Source organism: Bacillus sp. AK124 (assembly GCF_053903085.1).
On the sequence record NZ_CP096378.1, the window covers coordinates 4235001 to 4251861 of the forward strand.

A 16861-nucleotide genomic window follows, 5' to 3' on the forward strand; every position below is an offset into this window, starting at 1 on the left:
CACCGGCAGTCACCTTAGAGTGCCCAACTGAATGCTGGCAACTAAGATCAAGGGTTGCGCTCGTTGCGGGACTTAACCCAACATCTCACGACACGAGCTGACGACAACCATGCACCACCTGTCACTCTGCCCCCGAAGGGGAAGCCCTATCTCTAGGGTTGTCAGAGGATGTCAAGACCTGGTAAGGTTCTTCGCGTTGCTTCGAATTAAACCACATGCTCCACCGCTTGTGCGGGCCCCCGTCAATTCCTTTGAGTTTCAGTCTTGCGACCGTACTCCCCAGGCGGAGTGCTTAATGCGTTTGCTGCAGCACTAAAGGGCGGAAACCCTCTAACACTTAGCACTCATCGTTTACGGCGTGGACTACCAGGGTATCTAATCCTGTTCGCTCCCCACGCTTTCGCGCCTCAGCGTCAGTTACAGACCAGAGAGTCGCCTTCGCCACTGGTGTTCCTCCACATCTCTACGCATTTCACCGCTACACGTGGAATTCCACTCTCCTCTTCTGCACTCAAGTTCCCCAGTTTCCAATGACCCTCCCCGGTTGAGCCGGGGGCTTTCACATCAGACTTAAGAAACCGCCTGCGCGCGCTTTACGCCCAATAATTCCGGACAACGCTTGCCACCTACGTATTACCGCGGCTGCTGGCACGTAGTTAGCCGTGGCTTTCTGGTTAGGTACCGTCAAGGTACCGCCCTATTCGAACGGTACTTGTTCTTCCCTAACAACAGAGTTTTACGATCCGAAAACCTTCATCACTCACGCGGCGTTGCTCCGTCAGACTTTCGTCCATTGCGGAAGATTCCCTACTGCTGCCTCCCGTAGGAGTCTGGGCCGTGTCTCAGTCCCAGTGTGGCCGATCACCCTCTCAGGTCGGCTACGCATCGTCGCCTTGGTGAGCCGTTACCTCACCAACTAGCTAATGCGCCGCGGGTCCATCTGTAAGTGGTAGCCGAAGCCACCTTTTATAATTGAACCATGCGGTTCAATCAAGCATCCGGTATTAGCCCCGGTTTCCCGGAGTTATCCCAGTCTTACAGGCAGGTTACCCACGTGTTACTCACCCGTCCGCCGCTAACATAAGGGAGCAAGCTCCCATCTGTCCGCTCGACTTGCATGTATTAGGCACGCCGCCAGCGTTCGTCCTGAGCCAGGATCAAACTCTCCATGAAGTTTGATAATGACTACGCACATTCGCATGTGCGATTTATTTAATGAATTAACAGGTACGTTTTGTCTTGTTTAGTTTTCAAAGATCATTATTAAAGCGACTTTTATATTATATCCAATCTCGGATATTAAGTCAAGAACTTTTTTTAAGTTCTTTTTTTCTTTCGCCGCCGTTTTGCGGCAACGAATAATAATATACCACCGTATTTATGATTGTGCAATACTTTTTTGAGAAAAAATTTAATTTGTTTTAAATGCGCAGCAGCCGCTTGTTACACGGCTGCTGCCCAAACGTCATTTAACGATGTCTCATTTGCGGGAATAGTAAAACGTCCCTGATTGAAGGAGAATTCGTCAAAAGCATAATCAGTCTGTCAATGCCGATTCCAAGTCCGCCGGTAGGAGGCATTCCGTACTCCAGTGCTTCGACAAAGTCTTCATCCATCATATGCGCTTCATCGTTTCCTTCTTCACGTTCTTTTAATTGAGCTTCAAAGCGTTCTTTTTGGTCGATAGGATCATTTAATTCAGTAAATGCATTCGCGTGTTCACGGCCGACGATAAACAGCTCAAAACGGTCTGTAAATCGAGGGTCTTCAGGGTTTTTCTTAGCAAGCGGAGAAATCTCCACAGGGTGTCCGTATATAAAAGTAGGCTGAATCAACGTTTCTTCAACTTTTTGCTCGAAGAACTCATTAATGATATGTCCTACTGACATGCTTTCAGAAATTTCAATTCCGTGTTCTTTCGCGAATGCTCTTGCTTCTTCTACCGATACTTCTTTCCAGAAGTCTACACCAGTGGCTTCTTTAACAGCATCGACCATATGAAGTCTCTTCCATTCAGGCTTGAGGTCAACTTCATAATCTCCGTATTGAACGGTTGTAGTGCCAAGCACTTCTTGTGCAATATGAGCGATAAGGTTTTCCGTCAAGCTCATAATATCTTTATAGTCAGCATAAGCTTCGTAAAGTTCAATCATCGTAAATTCAGGATTGTGCCGTGTGGAAACTCCTTCATTTCTGAATACACGTCCGATTTCATAGACTTTTTCCAATCCGCCGACAATCAGCCTTTTCAAATGGAGCTCGATAGCGATCCTCATGTAAAGCGGCATATCAAGCGCATTATGATGCGTAATGAACGGACGGGCAGACGCTCCGCCCGGAATCGCGTGCATCGTAGGCGTCTCAACTTCTAAGTATCCGTGGTCATCTAAGTATCTTCTCATCGATTGAATGATTTTGCTGCGCGTTATAAACGTATTTTTGCTTTCCGGGTTTACGATCAAGTCCAAATAACGCTGACGGTAGCGCTGTTCGATGTCTTTTAATCCGTGATATTTGTCCGGAAGCGGACGAAGTGCTTTTGTTAATAAATCAAAGGATGTAGCTTTGACAGACAATTCGCCAACATTCGTTTTAAACATGACGCCTGTAACGCCGACAATGTCCCCGAGGTCAGAGCTTTTAAACCATTCGTACTGCTCTTCACCGACACTGTCTTTCCTGACATAGATCTGAATCTGGCCCTTTAAATCCTGAATGTGCGCGAATCCCGCTTTTCCTTTTCCACGCTTTGTCATCATCCGGCCGGCAATCGTCACTTCAATTGCTTTTTCCTCTAATTCTTCTTTTGAGAATTCATTATATGATTCAATGAGATCAGTTGATTGATGGGTGCGGTCAAAACGCTGCCCGAAAGGATCTTTCCCGTTTTCTCTCAATTGATTCATTTTATCGCGTCTGACTTGCAGCTGGTCGTTTAATTCTTCATGGTTATGCTCTTCATGACTCATCATTTATCACTCCGTTACTTTTAGTCTTTCAGGAAAAAAGCAGAAAAACTGCCAGTGAAAACTGGCAGTGAGCAGAGGTCGGATTTATCCTACTTTTGCATCCTGAAGCTCTTTTGCCTCGGCTTCAATCGTAAACGCGTCTAAAAGCTGAACGAGCTCATCCCTCGTTTCGCAATGATTAATTTCATTCCGGACCTTTGCGTTTCCTCTTATGCCTTTTAGATACCAGGCTGCGTGCTTTCTCATTTCGCGAACCGCAACATTTTCGCCTTTCAGTCCGATTAATCGGTCAAGGTGAAGTTTGCAGACAGACATTTTCTCACGCACTTTCGGCTCATCTTTCAATTCGCCTGTTTCTAAATAGTGAACCGTACGGTAAATCATCCACGGGTTACCCAGCGCTGCACGGCCGATCATGACACCGTCAACCCCTGTTTCATCAAGCATGCGTTTTGCATCTTGCGGAGTTTTGACATCACCGTTTCCGATTACCGGTATTGAAACGGACTGCTTCACTTCTTTGATAATATCCCAATTTGCCGTTCCTTCGTACATTTGCACGCGGGTCCGCCCGTGAAGAGCGACCGCTTTTCCGCCTGCGCGCTCTACAGCTTTCGCATTCTCAACGGCAAAGATATGGTCTTCATCCCAGCCCATTCTCATTTTTACGGTCACCGGCTTGTCAACAGCCTCCACTACTGCAGAAACCATTTCATAAATTTTATTCGGATCAAGCAGCCATTTGGCTCCTGCATCACATTTTGTAATCTTTGGCACCGGACATCCCATGTTTATATCAATAATATCCGCAGTTGTGTTTTGGTCAACAAACCTCGCCGCTTCGACAAGCGTTTCTTTTTCGCCGCCGAAGATCTGCAGGCTGAGCGGTTTTTCACGTTCATCGATATAAAGCATTCCCATCGTTTTTGCATTATTGTAAAGGATCGCTTTATCGCTGACCATTTCGGCGCAGACCAAACCCGCTCCGAATTCCTTAACCGTCAAGCGGAAGGCGGAGTTGCAGACACCGGCCATCGGCGCAAGCACAACCCTGTTTTTTAATTCTATATCACCGATTTTAAACATTTTTAGTCCTCCTTTCTTATTCTTCTGATGGAGATAATTCCTCCACTGTTATATTTAAAGTATTGGCTACATCCCTGAGCATGCTCTCCGACGGCATACGATTCCCGCGTTCTACTTCACCAAGCACAGAAACGGATATACCCAATGCTTTTGCAAACCCTTCTTGAGTATAACCCTTCAGCTTTCGATATGCACGAATTCGTCTACCCCAGATTTCTGCTTCCATACTCTTACACCTTCTTGATTTTTCGCATGATTGACAGCTCCCTCAAGCTCGGGATAAATCTCCAGCAGCGGGATGAGCACAAACAAACGTTCATGCATTCTAGGATGAGGAACGATAAGTTGCTCTGTCTCAATATTTTCACGATTATACAACAAAATGTCAAGGTCTACAGTTCTCGGCCCCCATCTGATGTCGCGTTTGCGGCCGAGTTCTTTTTCAATACGCTGAGTCAAATCAAGCAATTCAAACGGTGAAAGAGATGTTTTAACAGCTGCAGCCATGTTTAAAAATAGATCTTGGTCTGTATACCCGACAGGATCTGTTTCATAAATCGACGAGATGTCTGTCACCTGTACAGACGGATGTTGATGGAGGAGAGAGACAGCTTTTTTTAAATATTCTTCCCGCTGGCCGATATTCGAGCCGAGCGCTATATATGCCGAATTGTTCATTGTCGTTTCCTCGTCATCTCGATGGCCACCGATTTATAGTGTCCCGGTATAGGCGGGTCAGGCTTGACGACTTTGACCGTGCATTCCTGAACCGCTTCAAAATGCTTCAGCACTTTTGCGGCAATCGTTTCTGCGAGGGTCTCCACAAGGTTGACCGGCTCTCCCTCCACAACCTCTTTGCACAGCTTATACAAATCAGCATAATTAATGGTGGCATCAATACGATCCGTTTTTCCGGCTTCGCTTAAGTCTAGAAATGCTGTCAGATCAACGCGGAATCTTTGGCCAAGTTTGTTTTCTTCTTTGAAAACACCGTGATATCCGTAAAACTCCATGCCCTCTACATACACTTTATCGATGATAAACGCCTCCTTTATCAATCATGGCATCCATCATTTTTGCCATCCTGGAAATTTGCTTGACGTCATGCACCCTGACGATATCGCACCCTTTTTGAATACCGAGGCATACCGTCGCGCCCGTGCCTTCCGCCCTCTCCTCAGGCGGCAGATCCAGAACGCGGCCGATAAATTTTTTGCGTGACGTCCCCAATAAAACCGGGTATCCGAGTTCGCTGAATTTCTCAAGCTGGTTCATGACCGCCAGATTGTCATGATACGTTTTGGCAAAGCCGATACCCGGATCAAGTACGATGTGATGATCTTGAACGCCTGCTGATTTTGCAATGCTCACACATTCCATCAAATCAGACAGCATGTCCGGGATCAAGTCCTTATAATTCCGTTCCTCGCGGTTATGCATCAAGATAATCGGCACATTATGAGCGGCCGCAACCCGGGCCATGTCAGGGTCTGCTTTTGCTCCCCAGACATCATTGATAATCGTTGCACCGGCCTTAAGGGCTTCATCCGCCACTTTTGCTTTATAAGTGTCAACAGAAATCGGCACGTCGATTTCCTGAACAAGTTTTTCAATTACAGGTATGACCCTTGACAGCTCCTCATCAAGAGAAACCTTTTCCGCCCCCGGCCTCGTTGATTCTCCTCCGATATCAAGGATATGGGCGCCGTCTTCGATCATTTGCTTTGCATGAATAACGGCGCGGTCGATGCTGTTATATTTTCCGCCGTCTGAAAAAGAATCGGGCGTCACATTTAAAATCCCCATGATCAATGTTTTATCTTCATAAGACAATGTGTATTGCTTTGCGGTCAACTTCTTTGAACGCACCGCTGTTTGAAGCGCCATATCCTTCACCCTTTAATTGAAATATAGTCTTTTGCTGCTTTTCTATCGTTAGTGTATGCCTCTTGCAGACGTTTCGACAAATTTCCATCCTTTCCCGGAAATTGAGTGCTGCCGATTCTCCGGAATGGAACGATTTCCTGAACGGAATTGGTCATCCATGCTTCGTCCGCAAAGAGAAGCTCCTTTAAAGGGTATACCCCCTGCATAACTTCGATTCCCATATCTGCAAGGCGCTCGATGACATAACGCCGGGTGACGCCGCCTAATATGCCGGTATCAAGAGAAGGTGTATACACACAACCGTCTTTTCCCCAAAAAATGTTGGAAATGATCCCTTCGGCTACAGCTCCGCCTTCGGTAAGAAAAATCCCTTCTTTGGCAGCGTCTGGTCCGAGCTCTCTTTTTCCGAACAGATTATTTAAAAAGTGATGTGATTTCAAGCGGAACGGACCTTCTGGCGTATTGCGTCGGACCTGTAAAATGACACCCTCCTTTTCAACCGGAACCGATTCAGGATGAAAAGGATTCATCATCACCATAACACCGGGTTTTTTGTATGAATCAGGAAAAAGACCTGATTCACCGGGGCCGGCAGATATATTTAACCGGACCTTGGCATCCAGATTTGGGGGCTGATTCAACTGAAGCAGCCTGTCAAGAATGGCAAGCACTTCGCTTTTTGTCAGCTCAAGCTCAATTCTCAGCTGTTCCAAAGCGTTGTTCAGTCTGTCCATATGCCAGTCTAAAAGGAAGGGCTCCCCTTCATAAAGACGGAACGTTTCAAATACCCCGATTCCGTATAAAAAACCATGGTCAAAAGGAGAAAGTCTTGCTTCCTCCTCCTTCACATATTGACCGTTCAGGTAAATGATCATGTGTTCACTTTCTTTCGGTAAGTCTCAATAAAATTCTTCAGCATTTCTTTTCCGGAGGCAGTCATAATCGACTCCGGATGGAACTGAACGCCTTCAATAGGCAGTTCTTTATGCCTGATGGCCATAATCTCCCCTTCTTCCGTCCAAGCCGATGTCACAAAACAACCGGGCAGCGTATCCGGTTTGACGATCAACGAATGATACCTCGTGGCCGTGAGCGGATGTTCCAAGTCTTTAAAGACCGTCAACCCGTCGTGCAAGATCTCGGAAGTTTTCCCATGCATTAACCGTTCCGCCCTGACGACATCGCCTCCGAAAACCTGGGCGATCGACTGATGTCCGAGACAGACCCCGAAAATCGGTATCTTCCCGGCAAAATGGCGGATCACTTCAAGGCTGATCCCGGCCTCATCCGGACTGCAAGGACCGGGAGATATCATCAAAAAGTCAGGCGACAGATCCTCTATTTCCTGAAGCGTGATCTCATCGTTCCGCTTGACGACTAACTCCTCGCCAAGCTCACCTAAATACTGAACCAAATTGTACGTAAATGAATCGTAATTGTCGATCATTAGAATCATATCTCAGCTCTCCTCTGCTCTTTTTTCTCTTCTTCACTCAACTGCAGCGCCTTTTTCATCGCCAGGGCCTTTTTAATTGACTCTTTATATTCATGCTTAGGGTTGGAATCGATGACGATTCCAGCTCCGGACTGCATGAACGCCTGGCCCGCTTTCACATATATCGTTCGGATAACGATATTAAAGTGCATATCCTGATTATATCCGAACCATCCTATAGAACCAGTATAAAGCCCCCGTCTCGTCGGCTCAAGCTCCTCTATAATTTCCATCGTTCTAACTTTCGGCGCTCCTGTAATCGTACCGCCGGGAAACACGGCATGGATGACATCCACGGCATCGCATTCGTCCCTTAGTTCCCCGCACACATTAGAGACGATATGCATGACATGGGAATACTTCTCAATCACCATGAATTCATCGACCCTGACCGAACCGTACTTGGAGACCCTGCCGAGGTCATTACGCTCTAAATCAACGAGCATCACATGTTCGGCGCGCTCTTTTTCATTCATGATCAGTTCGTTCGCGAGCGCTTCATCCTCCGCTTCATCCGCCCCGCGGGATCTCGTCCCGGCAATCGGTCTTGTCTCAAGCCTGGTGCCCTTTTTCTTAATGAGCAGTTCGGGCGACCCGCAGATGATTTGAAAATCCGGGGTTTCCAAGTAGGACATGTACGGCGAAGGGTTGATTTCTCTTAACATTTTGTATACCTCATAAGGAGGCGCAGACAGGCGCTCCGACTGGCGAACAGAAAGGTTCACCTGAAATACGTCGCCGCTTGCAATGTATTGCTTCACCTTCTCAACGGCCTGAGAAAAGCCGGCTTCTGTAAATGAAGCTGCGAATGACGGGCTTTTATTATCATTTGATTGATGACCGCCAGCGGTCTTCGGATGTTCCGTCTTCCACATTTGCTCAAGCCTGTCCAGTTTCTCTTCCGAAGCGGCCGGCGATTCTTCAACGGTGTGGGTAATCACCCAAAGCTGCTGCTGCTTATGATCATAGACGGCTATATCATCAAATACGAGAAAGAATAAATCCGGCGTTTGCAGATCATCGATAGACAGGATTTTGAATTTCTCAATATATCGGGCATAGTCATAGCTTAGAAAACCGACAGCCCCGCCCTGAAAGTCGGGAAAATCTGCAACCGTCTCCGTTTTCAGCGTTTCAAACCACTGAGAAAACTGCTGAAACGGATCCCCCTCTTTGAATATGATGTCCCCTTTGTATTGAATCGTCGTGATGCCGTCTTTCCCTTTTGCTATTGCGACAGGGTCGAGCCCGGCTATGCTGTATTCTCCGCCTCTCGCACTTTCGAGCAGAACGCGGTATTGCTTTCCTTTCGACAGGCTTTCAAATTGCTCTAAAAACCGTTGATTGGAAAATGGGAACGCTCTGGCTACAGGCCTTCGTTGTCTCATCATATCATTCCTCTGCCGTTAGTCTAATGTCCTTATTGTAATGCATATCTTTTTTCTAGGAAAAGAGAATTTCATTTCCAATATAGAAAAAAGTCCTTGAGCATGTTCACTCAAGGACACCGAGCTTTTAAAAGGGCTTCGCCCGTGAAAAACAAAAGGCCGCCGACATTGTCGGCAGCCTCCCGTTTCAACTGGAGCCTATTCAAATTGATAAAGAGGCGTGCTTAAGTATCTCTCTCCGTTACTAGGAAGAACAGCGAGAACTTTTTTGCCTTTCCCAAGCTTTTTAGCGACTTGAAGAGCAGCACAGATCGCAGCACCCGAAGAAATTCCTCCGAGAATTCCTTCTTCTCTCGCCGCTTTACGGGCAAATTCAAAGGCTTCTTCGTTTTTCACTGTGATGATTTCATCGTAAATTTCCGTATTCAAGATTTTCGGAACGAATCCCGCTCCGATTCCCTGAATTTTGTGCGGACCTGGTTTTCCTCCGGAAAGAACAGGAGAATCAGTCGGTTCAACCGCGAAAATCTTGATGGACGGATTTTTTTCTTTCAGGACTTCTCCGGCACCTGTTATCGTTCCGCCGGTTCCGATACCTGCAATGAATGCATCTAAACCGTCTCCGAATTGTTCGGCGATTTCTTTTCCCGTTGTGCGGCGGTGAACTTCTGAGTTCGCAGGGTTGTTAAATTGCTGAGGCATAAAATAGCCGTGCTCCTCAGCCAGTTCTTCCGCTTTTTTAATCGCGCCTTTCATTCCTTCAGCACCCGGAGTCAGCACAAGCTCAGCTCCATATGCACGCAGAAGGTTGCGGCGCTCAGAACTCATTGTATCAGGCATAACAAGAATCGCTTTGATGCCCTTCGCTGCAGCGACCATGGCAAGTCCGATTCCCGTATTTCCGCTGGTCGGTTCAATCAGTGTATCTCCTTCTTTCAGAAGGCCTTTCTCTTCAGCATCTTCTATCATGGCAAGCGCAATCCGGTCTTTTACGCTGCTTCCAGGGTTCATATACTCCAGTTTCACATATACTTCAGCACTGTCTTCATCAACTAGTCGATTTAATTTAACGACAGGTGTATTTCCGATTAAGTCATAAACAGAGTTTGCAACGCGAACCATTTGAACACCTCAATTTCCGAGTAATTTTATTGGGATTATATCTAATTTATCAATATCAAAATATTTTGTCAATCTTTATTTTTTATCGTCATAAAACCAAGATACTTTCGCATCTTTCCAAAGTGTCTTCACCGAAGCTTTGTCGCCTAATTGATCCATCGCGATCTGCCTTCTGATTTGATTTTTCACTTCGCTGTAAGTGAAAGCTTGCCCCGGGAGCTTTTCTTTGAGCTGGATGATTGCATAGCCTTGGCTCGTTTTAATCGGTTCATCCACCCATTGATTTTCCTTTAGCTGCTCAGCTTTCTCTAAATATTCGGCCGGAATGTTTTCGTGCTGATCATTGACGAACCCGAGGTCGCCGCCGTAAGGAGACGTATACCGGTCAGTCGAATGTTCAGCCGCGGCCGCTTCAAAGCTGGATCCTTCCTTCAGCTCTTTAAGAACTTGTTCTGCTTCGTCTTTATCTTTGACAACGATATGCTTGAGGCGATAAGAATCATCGAATTTATATAAGTCCTTATTTTTGTTATAGAATGACTTCAATTCGCTGTCAGAAATGACAATATCTTTTGTCAGGAGCTCTTCTAGAAGAATATTATGCTTGATCTGCTCTTTCCATTCTTTTTCTGTTGTGGCTTCGTCTTCGTAGAAGGAATTGTATACAGCTTTAATCAGCAGAAATTCTCTTTCAATGTCTTCATCAGACACTTTGATCTTATTTTTTTCGGCCATTTGGGTAACAACGCGGTCGTTGATCATATCTTCAAGCGTTGATTTTCCATAGCGCTCTTCCATTTCGCTCAGCCATTCTTCACGCGTGATGCCGTTTTTTCCGATATGTGCAATGACTTCTTGAGCGGACGGTGAAGAAGCAGTCTGCGATTTCGTCAAAACATACGCGATCACGATACAGTTGACAAAGATCGCACCTAAAATAATCGGCCAAAGTGTTCTTGATTTCAATATGGTGTCTCCCCTTTCCCCATTGTAAAAGACCCGCTACTGCATAGCGGGCTTATATTTCATCTCGAAGCGCTTCAAGCTCTTCCTTTGTAAACAGATACTTTTCATTGCAAAAATGGCATTGAGCCTCAGCTTGGCCATCTTCATCAATCATCTGTTGAATTTCATCTTTGCCAAGACCGATGATGCCTCCTGAGAAACGCTCTTTTGAACAATTGCATGTAAACCGGACAGGAACGGTTTCCAGTATTTCCGGTTCTTCTCCCAATACCGCAGCCAGCACTTCCTCAGGTGTCAAACCTTTCTGAATCAGCTTTGAAATGGGCTCCACTTGAGAAAGGTTTGTTTCAAGCTTCGTGATTGTTTCATCGTCCGTGCCCGGCAGCAGCTGAAGGATAAATCCGCCTGCAGCTAAAATCGTATTGTCGGGGTTGACGAGCACCCCTACACCCACCGAAGAAGGAACCTGTTCAGAAGATACGAGATAATATGTAAAATCCTCGCCGATTTCTCCGGAAACGATCTCAACCTGGCCTGTAAATAAATCGCGGAGACCGAGATCTTTTACTACGCTTAGTGTGCCGGACGTACCGACGGCTCTTCTGACGTCCAGTTTGCCGTGTTCATTTAAGTCAAAATGAACGTGCGGATTGGACACGTAGCCCCTGACATCTCCTTTTGCATTTCCGTCAGCGACAATCGCGCCGATAGGTCCGCCTCCTTCAATCTTGACGGTAAGCTTGTCTTCGCCTTTCAGCATGGCACCGAGCATGACAGCCGCCGTCATCGTTCTTCCTAAAGCGGCGGAAGCGGTAGGCCATGTGTTATGCCTTCTTTGGGCTTCATGAATCGTTTCTGTTGTATTCGCTGCATATGCTCTCACTTTGCCGTCATATGCGATGGCTTTCACTAAATAATCCATACCTCATCCTCCTATACACTTTCAACACGATTCCGTTCATAAATAAGCTCTAGTCCCTTCAATGTAAGGAACGGGTCAACGATATCGATGCAGTCCGATTCGTCTGCTATCAAGGAAGCAAGACCTCCCGTCGCAATGACTTTCGGATTTTTCTTGGACTGCCATTTCATCCGTTTGACAATGCCTTCAACCTGTCCGACGTAGCCGTAAAGGATTCCGGACTGCATCGCGCTGACCGTACTTTTGCCGACAATATGATCGGGCCGTGCAATTTCAATTCTGGGAAGCTTGGCAGCTCTCGAATAAAGCGCTTCAGTTGAAATCGTGATGCCCGGCGCGATCGCACCGCCCATGTACTCCTTGCGCTCGTTAATATAACAGTACGTCGTAGCGGTTCCAAAATCAACGACAATCAGGGGGCTCCCATAGAGATGAATAGCCGCCACTGCATTTACAATGCGGTCTGCTCCGACTTCTTTCGGATTATCGTATTTTATGTTTAATCCTGTTTTCATTCCCGGACCGACAATCTGAGGCTCGATCTGAAAATATTTAATACACATTCTTTCGAGGGAGAACATGATCGGAGGTACAACTGATGAAATAATAATTCCTTCGATCTGGTCAAACATCAGTCCGACATAATCAAATAAAGAACGAAGAAGCATGCCGAATTCATCTTCCGTTTTATGGCGGCTTGTCTCAATCCGCCAATGATATTCGAGCTCTCCTTCGTGGTAGATGCCAAGGACGGTGTTTGTATTTCCCACATCTATAACAAGCAACATTCTGATCACCACTTTTGACTAGTTTCTCTTACTTGGGCATAAAACATTCTACCATCATACAATACACGATGCCGATTCTGTTTGTAAACGAATCAAATCGTAGTGAACAAAGATTTTCCAAAGAGGTTTTTTAACCATAAAAAAAGAAAACTGCCAAAAGCAGAGCTTGGCAGTTTTCCTGAAGAGGCGGAAATGAGTCGTTACTCTTTCTCATCCTCGTTTTTTTCTTCGTCATCTCGTTTATTGATGTTGACTTTCACATCGTCTGTCTTTTCCTGATCATCCGAATATGTGCGATCAGGAAGTCTTCCGTGCTCAGACAAATGTTTGATTTGCTCAGCGTCGAGCGTTTCAACTTCCAGCAATGTTTGAGCGATCAGCTCAAGTTTGTCGCGATTTTCAGTAAGGATTGTTTTTGCACGTTCATAACATTCCTTAATGAAGCGCTGAATTTCTTTATCGATTTCATACGCAATCGCGTCGCTGTAGTTTTGGTCATTGTTGAAATCGCGTCCCAAGAACACTTGCCCGCCTTGCGATTGTCCGAATTGAAGAGGACCGAGCTTTTCAGACATACCGAATTCAGTTACCATTCGTCTGGCAATGCCTGTAGCGCGCTGGAAGTCGTTATGGGCACCCGTGCTGACCTCACCGAAGATGATCTCTTCAGCTACACGGCCTCCAAGCAAGCCGACGATCTTATCGAGAAGTTCGGGTTTGGTTTGGAAATAACGGTCTTCCTTAGGAAGCATAACGGCGTATCCGCCCGCTTGGCCGCGCGGTACGATCGTTACTTTATGCACCATATCCGCTTCATCCAAGACAAGTCCGATTACAGTGTGTCCCGCCTCGTGATAAGCCACGATATTGCGTTCTTTTTTCGAAATGACCCTGCTTTTCTTTGCAGGTCCGGCGATGACGCGGTCTGTCGCTTCATCGATGTCTCGCATATCGATCTTTTTCTTATCTTGACGCGCTGCTACGAGAGCCGCTTCATTTAAAAGGTTTTCAAGATCTGCACCTGAGAATCCAGGCGTCCGCATCGCGATCGCTTTTAAGTTTACGGATTCATCAAGCGGCTTGTTTCTTGCGTGTACTTGAAGTACAGCTTCACGGCCTTTAACATCTGGGCGGTCAACTGTAATTTGACGGTCAAAACGTCCCGGACGCAGCAATGCAGGGTCTAAAATATCGGCGCGGTTTGTCGCAGCGATAATGATGATTCCTTCATTGGCGCTGAATCCGTCCATTTCAACAAGAAGCTGGTTGAGCGTCTGTTCACGTTCATCGTGCCCTCCGCCAAGACCTGCTCCCCGCTGGCGTCCGACAGCATCAATTTCATCGATGAAAATCAGACACGGTGCATTTTTCTTAGCGTTTTCGAATAAGTCGCGAACACGTGATGCACCAACCCCGACGAACATTTCAACGAAGTCAGAACCGCTGATGCTGAAGAAAGGCACCCCTGCTTCTCCGGCACAAGCTTTCGCCAGCAATGTTTTACCGGTACCCGGAGGTCCGACCAAAAGCACGCCTTTCGGAATCCTTGCTCCGAGTTCAGCGAACTTGCGGGGATCCTTGAGGAAATCAACGACTTCCACAAGCTCTTGCTTTTCTTCATCCGCTCCTGCCACATCTTTGAATTTGACGCGTTTCTTTTCTTCTGTATAGAGCTTCGCCTTGCTTTTTCCAAAGTTCATAACACGGCTTCCGCCGCCTTGAGCCTGATTAAGCAGGAAGAAGAAAAGAATGAAGATAATAACAAAAGGGATGATGGTGGTAAAGAACGTCATCCATCCATTTGCTTCCTGTGCAGGTTCTACTTGTATCTTCGTTTTTTTCACTTGATCAATAATTTGATCTGCCCCTTTTCCTTCAGGAACATGGGTCAGGAAATATTGATCTTTCTCATAGGTCGTCAGCTGTCCCCGAACCTCGTACACGCCCCTGACAGGCTGGATGGAGACATTTTCAACCTTCCCTTTATCTAGGTTTGAAACAAAGTCACTATACGTCATATTTTCTGTTTTCGGATTTGCGGTTTGGAAGTAGCTCACAACTCCGATCACAACTAATAAAATAAGTAAATAAAAAATGGTATTACGGAAGACCCGATTCATTCCTTACCTCCTCCCACAGTAAGCACAACTATGTTCAATAGTATCATAGAAAATCGTTCCAATACAACAGATATCCCTTTCGCTAACAAGCCCGAATCAGCTCTCATAAACCGCAGGTTTCAGCACTCCGATGTACGGAAGGTTACGATAGCGTTCAGCATAATCGAGACCATATCCGACAACGAATGCATCGGGAACTTCAAAGCCGACGTAATCCGCTTTGATATCCGCTTTTCGTCCGCTTGGTTTATCAAGAAGGGTTACGATCTTAATCGATTTTGCTTTGCGGTATCGGAAAAGCTCTACAAGATAACTCAAGGTCAGCCCACTGTCGATGATATCCTCAATAATTAAGATGTCACGGCCCTCTACAGATGTGTCCAAATCTTTAATGATTTTTACCTCTCCGGAAGAAACCGTTGAACTGCCGTAGCTTGATACATCCATGAAATCCATTTCCAAATATGTATCAATATGCTTCAAAAGATCAGCCATAAACGGCATGGCTCCCTTTAACACACCGATTGCCAGCGGAAACTTGCCGCTGTACTCTTCTGTCAGAGTTGCGCCCAGCTCCTTGACTTTCTTTTGGATCTCTTCTTCTGAGATCAAGATATTTTCAATATCCTGTTTCATTCTTTGCTAGCCCCCTACACTTTTCATGCTGTCTATATTGTAATACAATGCGATCATTGTTTGTAACATCAAGTTCCTCAAAAATGGTTTTTTTCAGACCAGGTATCCAAATAATGTTTCCAACCGCGTCTGTTACAATGGGCCAGCTGTCTCTTTTCGCAAGAGGCACTTTTTCATCAATAAATATATCTTTAACCTTTTTTGAGCCGTTCATCCCTTTAAGTTTGATTCGGTCTCCGTTTTGCCTTGTCCGTACATAAAGGGGGAATTGAACCTGCTTGGGACTTGTTGCAAAAACATCGTTTCCTTGCAGCTTCCGGGTTGAACCGGGTCCGCTCACATGAAGGGAGGAGCCGTCGGGAAGCTTCAGTTCTTCTTCGTCTGCCCCGCTTATTTCATAATGATAGGAAACATTTTCACATTGTAAACGCTGAAATGTAAACAAACATGTATGATAAGATTTTGCAACTTTTAGCCCATTCGGAAAATCAAGGGAACCGGATGGTCCACCTTGTGAAATCCAATCCAGAAACACTTGAATATGATGGGCTGAAAACGCTGATGGAACGTTTTCATAAAGATAGTTTAATATTAGATGAACTCCCCTTCTTTGTAAAGGCATAGGGAGCGCAAGAAGCCGATCGATGCTGATTTCGACACCGGAACTTGACTTGCTTGTGATTACTGTATTCATTTTGCCTTTCGTTAATGCCTGTAAGTATAATTCGTCTTCTGTCAGGAATTCACTTACGGATTGAAACCTTTTATGGACATCTTCCGACTCTTTCTTCAGAAAAGGGAGAACATGGTGCCTGAACCGGTTCCTTGTGTAATCATCCTCATTGTTGCTCGGATCGGTTCTATACGGTATTCGATTCTCTTTGCAGTAAGCCAAAAGATCATCCTTTGACAGCCTTAGAAACGGCCTAAGCAGCCAGCCGCTGTCAAAACGGCGCTTTGGCTGAATTCCAGCAAGCCCGAGCCCGACAGTGCCTTTTGCCATCTTCATCAGCATCGTTTCCACCTGATCATCGCCATGATGAGCCAGAACCAGGTATTCAGCCCGGCGCCTTTTCATTAATTCTTGAAAAAACGCATACCGGCATTCTCTCGCAGCAGCCTGTTTATTCAGATTGTTTTCCGCGGCAAATGTCTGGACATCGATTTGCACCGCCTCGCATTGTATGCCTTCCGCCTCGCAGTAGTCCTGAACAAACCGCATATCATGCTCAGACTCTTCGCCTCTGAACATATGATCGACGTGTGCGGCAATCAGCGTCGCCGAGGCAGGAACCGTACGTTGCAGAGCATGCAGCAGCGCCATCGAATCAGGCCCGCCGGAGACGCCTGCAACCAGTGTCGCTCCATCAAATGACAGTTCGTATTTTCTCATGAAATCTTCAATACTTTTCACAATGTCCTCCCACTAAGAGCAGGGTGTATTTCAAAAGATATAAATATCCTAACACTTTCAATCGGTCC

The 16861-nt window shown here is 46.1% G+C and carries 16 protein-coding genes and 1 rRNA gene (1 of these 17 running past the window's edge); all 17 read right to left on the bottom strand.

Annotation, left to right across the window (positions count from 1 at the left end):
- Positions 1-1173: ribosomal RNA gene (locus tag M1E06_RS21295) — 16S ribosomal RNA — on the bottom strand (it extends 376 nt beyond the left edge of the window).
- A 296-nt stretch (positions 1174-1469) separates the two neighbouring features.
- The gene (gene lysS / locus M1E06_RS21300; protein WP_026578986.1) at positions 1470-2969 is read right to left on the bottom strand and encodes a lysine--tRNA ligase; all 1500 of its coding nucleotides are present in this window, start codon (positions 2967-2969) and stop codon (positions 1470-1472) included.
- 84 nt (positions 2970-3053) lie between these two features.
- Positions 3054-4055, bottom strand: a complete 1002-nt coding sequence (dusB, locus tag M1E06_RS21305) for a tRNA dihydrouridine synthase DusB (protein WP_020449833.1) — start codon at positions 4053-4055, stop codon at positions 3054-3056.
- A 16-nt stretch (positions 4056-4071) separates the two neighbouring features.
- Positions 4072-4281, bottom strand: a complete 210-nt coding sequence (locus tag M1E06_RS21310) for a helix-turn-helix domain-containing protein (protein WP_031304995.1) — start codon at positions 4279-4281, stop codon at positions 4072-4074.
- Positions 4233-4733 carry a 2-amino-4-hydroxy-6-hydroxymethyldihydropteridine diphosphokinase gene (gene folK, locus M1E06_RS21315; RefSeq protein ID WP_025809559.1) on the bottom strand — a complete coding sequence of 167 codons (501 nt, stop codon included), beginning with the start codon at positions 4731-4733 and terminating at the stop codon, positions 4233-4235. Before folK ends, M1E06_RS21310 begins: the two co-directional genes overlap by 49 nt.
- A complete protein-coding gene (folB, locus tag M1E06_RS21320) occupies positions 4730-5092 on the bottom strand; it encodes a dihydroneopterin aldolase (protein ID WP_023855968.1) in 363 nt (120 codons plus the stop codon). Before folB ends, folK begins: the two co-directional genes overlap by 4 nt.
- Complete coding sequence (folP, locus tag M1E06_RS21325; RefSeq protein ID WP_035337486.1) at positions 5085-5942, bottom strand: dihydropteroate synthase; 858 nt, start codon at positions 5940-5942, stop codon at positions 5085-5087. Before folP ends, folB begins: the two co-directional genes overlap by 8 nt.
- Positions 5943-5947: 5 nt before the next feature.
- Positions 5948-6817 (bottom strand): aminodeoxychorismate lyase, encoded by an 870-nt coding sequence (gene pabC / locus M1E06_RS21330; RefSeq protein WP_035337488.1) that lies wholly within the window; start codon positions 6815-6817, stop codon positions 5948-5950.
- On the bottom strand, positions 6814-7398 hold the full coding sequence (gene pabA, locus M1E06_RS21335; RefSeq protein ID WP_035337491.1) for an aminodeoxychorismate/anthranilate synthase component II: 585 nt from the start codon (positions 7396-7398) through the stop codon (positions 6814-6816). Before pabA ends, pabC begins: the two co-directional genes overlap by 4 nt.
- The gene (locus M1E06_RS21340; protein ID WP_025809565.1) at positions 7395-8825 is read right to left on the bottom strand and encodes an anthranilate synthase component I family protein; all 1431 of its coding nucleotides are present in this window, start codon (positions 8823-8825) and stop codon (positions 7395-7397) included. Before M1E06_RS21340 ends, pabA begins: the two co-directional genes overlap by 4 nt.
- Positions 8826-9023: 198 nt before the next feature.
- Positions 9024-9947 (bottom strand): cysteine synthase A, encoded by a 924-nt coding sequence (gene cysK, locus M1E06_RS21345; RefSeq protein WP_020449826.1) that lies wholly within the window; start codon positions 9945-9947, stop codon positions 9024-9026.
- A 75-nt stretch (positions 9948-10022) separates the two neighbouring features.
- Positions 10023-10913 carry a peptidyl-prolyl cis-trans isomerase gene (locus tag M1E06_RS21350; protein ID WP_026578991.1) on the bottom strand — a complete coding sequence of 297 codons (891 nt, stop codon included), beginning with the start codon at positions 10911-10913 and terminating at the stop codon, positions 10023-10025.
- Between the two features lie 52 nt (positions 10914-10965).
- Positions 10966-11835 (bottom strand): Hsp33 family molecular chaperone HslO, encoded by an 870-nt coding sequence (gene hslO / locus M1E06_RS21355; RefSeq protein ID WP_020449824.1) that lies wholly within the window; start codon positions 11833-11835, stop codon positions 10966-10968.
- Between the two features lie 11 nt (positions 11836-11846).
- Positions 11847-12623: a type III pantothenate kinase gene (locus M1E06_RS21360; RefSeq protein ID WP_003178242.1), complete on the bottom strand. Its 777-nt coding sequence runs from the start codon at positions 12621-12623 to the stop codon at positions 11847-11849.
- Positions 12624-12823: 200 nt separating this feature from the next.
- The gene (ftsH, locus tag M1E06_RS21365; RefSeq protein WP_020449823.1) at positions 12824-14743 is read right to left on the bottom strand and encodes an ATP-dependent zinc metalloprotease FtsH; all 1920 of its coding nucleotides are present in this window, start codon (positions 14741-14743) and stop codon (positions 12824-12826) included.
- A gap of 96 nt (positions 14744-14839) precedes the next feature.
- Positions 14840-15379, bottom strand: a complete 540-nt coding sequence (hpt, locus tag M1E06_RS21370; protein ID WP_003178236.1) for a hypoxanthine phosphoribosyltransferase — start codon at positions 15377-15379, stop codon at positions 14840-14842.
- Positions 15363-16793, bottom strand: a complete 1431-nt coding sequence (gene tilS / locus M1E06_RS21375; protein WP_035337494.1) for a tRNA lysidine(34) synthetase TilS — start codon at positions 16791-16793, stop codon at positions 15363-15365. Before tilS ends, hpt begins: the two co-directional genes overlap by 17 nt.
- Positions 16794-16861 lie beyond the last annotated feature (68 nt).

Bases quoted from the DNA above. Each gene is read 5' to 3' on its own strand.
- lysS (WP_026578986.1), bottom strand. From the start codon at position 2,969: ATGAGTCATGAAGAGCATAACCATGAAGAATTAAACGACCAGCTGCAA.
- dusB (WP_020449833.1), bottom strand. From the start codon at position 4,055: ATGTTTAAAATCGGTGATATAGAATTAAAAAACAGGGTTGTGCTTGCG.
- M1E06_RS21310 (WP_031304995.1), bottom strand. From the start codon at position 4,281: ATGGAAGCAGAAATCTGGGGTAGACGAATTCGTGCATATCGAAAGCTG.
- folK (WP_025809559.1), bottom strand. From the start codon at position 4,733: ATGAACAATTCGGCATATATAGCGCTCGGCTCGAATATCGGCCAGCGG.
- folP (WP_035337486.1), bottom strand. From the start codon at position 5,942: ATGGCGCTTCAAACAGCGGTGCGTTCAAAGAAGTTGACCGCAAAGCAA.
- pabC (WP_035337488.1), bottom strand. From the start codon at position 6,817: ATGATCATTTACCTGAACGGTCAATATGTGAAGGAGGAGGAAGCAAGA.
- pabA (WP_035337491.1), bottom strand. From the start codon at position 7,398: ATGATTCTAATGATCGACAATTACGATTCATTTACGTACAATTTGGTT.
- M1E06_RS21340 (WP_025809565.1), bottom strand. From the start codon at position 8,825: ATGAGACAACGAAGGCCTGTAGCCAGAGCGTTCCCATTTTCCAATCAA.
- cysK (WP_020449826.1), bottom strand. From the start codon at position 9,947: ATGGTTCGCGTTGCAAACTCTGTTTATGACTTAATCGGAAATACACCT.
- hslO (WP_020449824.1), bottom strand. From the start codon at position 11,835: ATGGATTATTTAGTGAAAGCCATCGCATATGACGGCAAAGTGAGAGCA.
- M1E06_RS21360 (WP_003178242.1), bottom strand. From the start codon at position 12,623: ATGTTGCTTGTTATAGATGTGGGAAATACAAACACCGTCCTTGGCATC.
- ftsH (WP_020449823.1), bottom strand. From the start codon at position 14,743: ATGAATCGGGTCTTCCGTAATACCATTTTTTATTTACTTATTTTATTA.
- hpt (WP_003178236.1), bottom strand. From the start codon at position 15,379: ATGAAACAGGATATTGAAAATATCTTGATCTCAGAAGAAGAGATCCAA.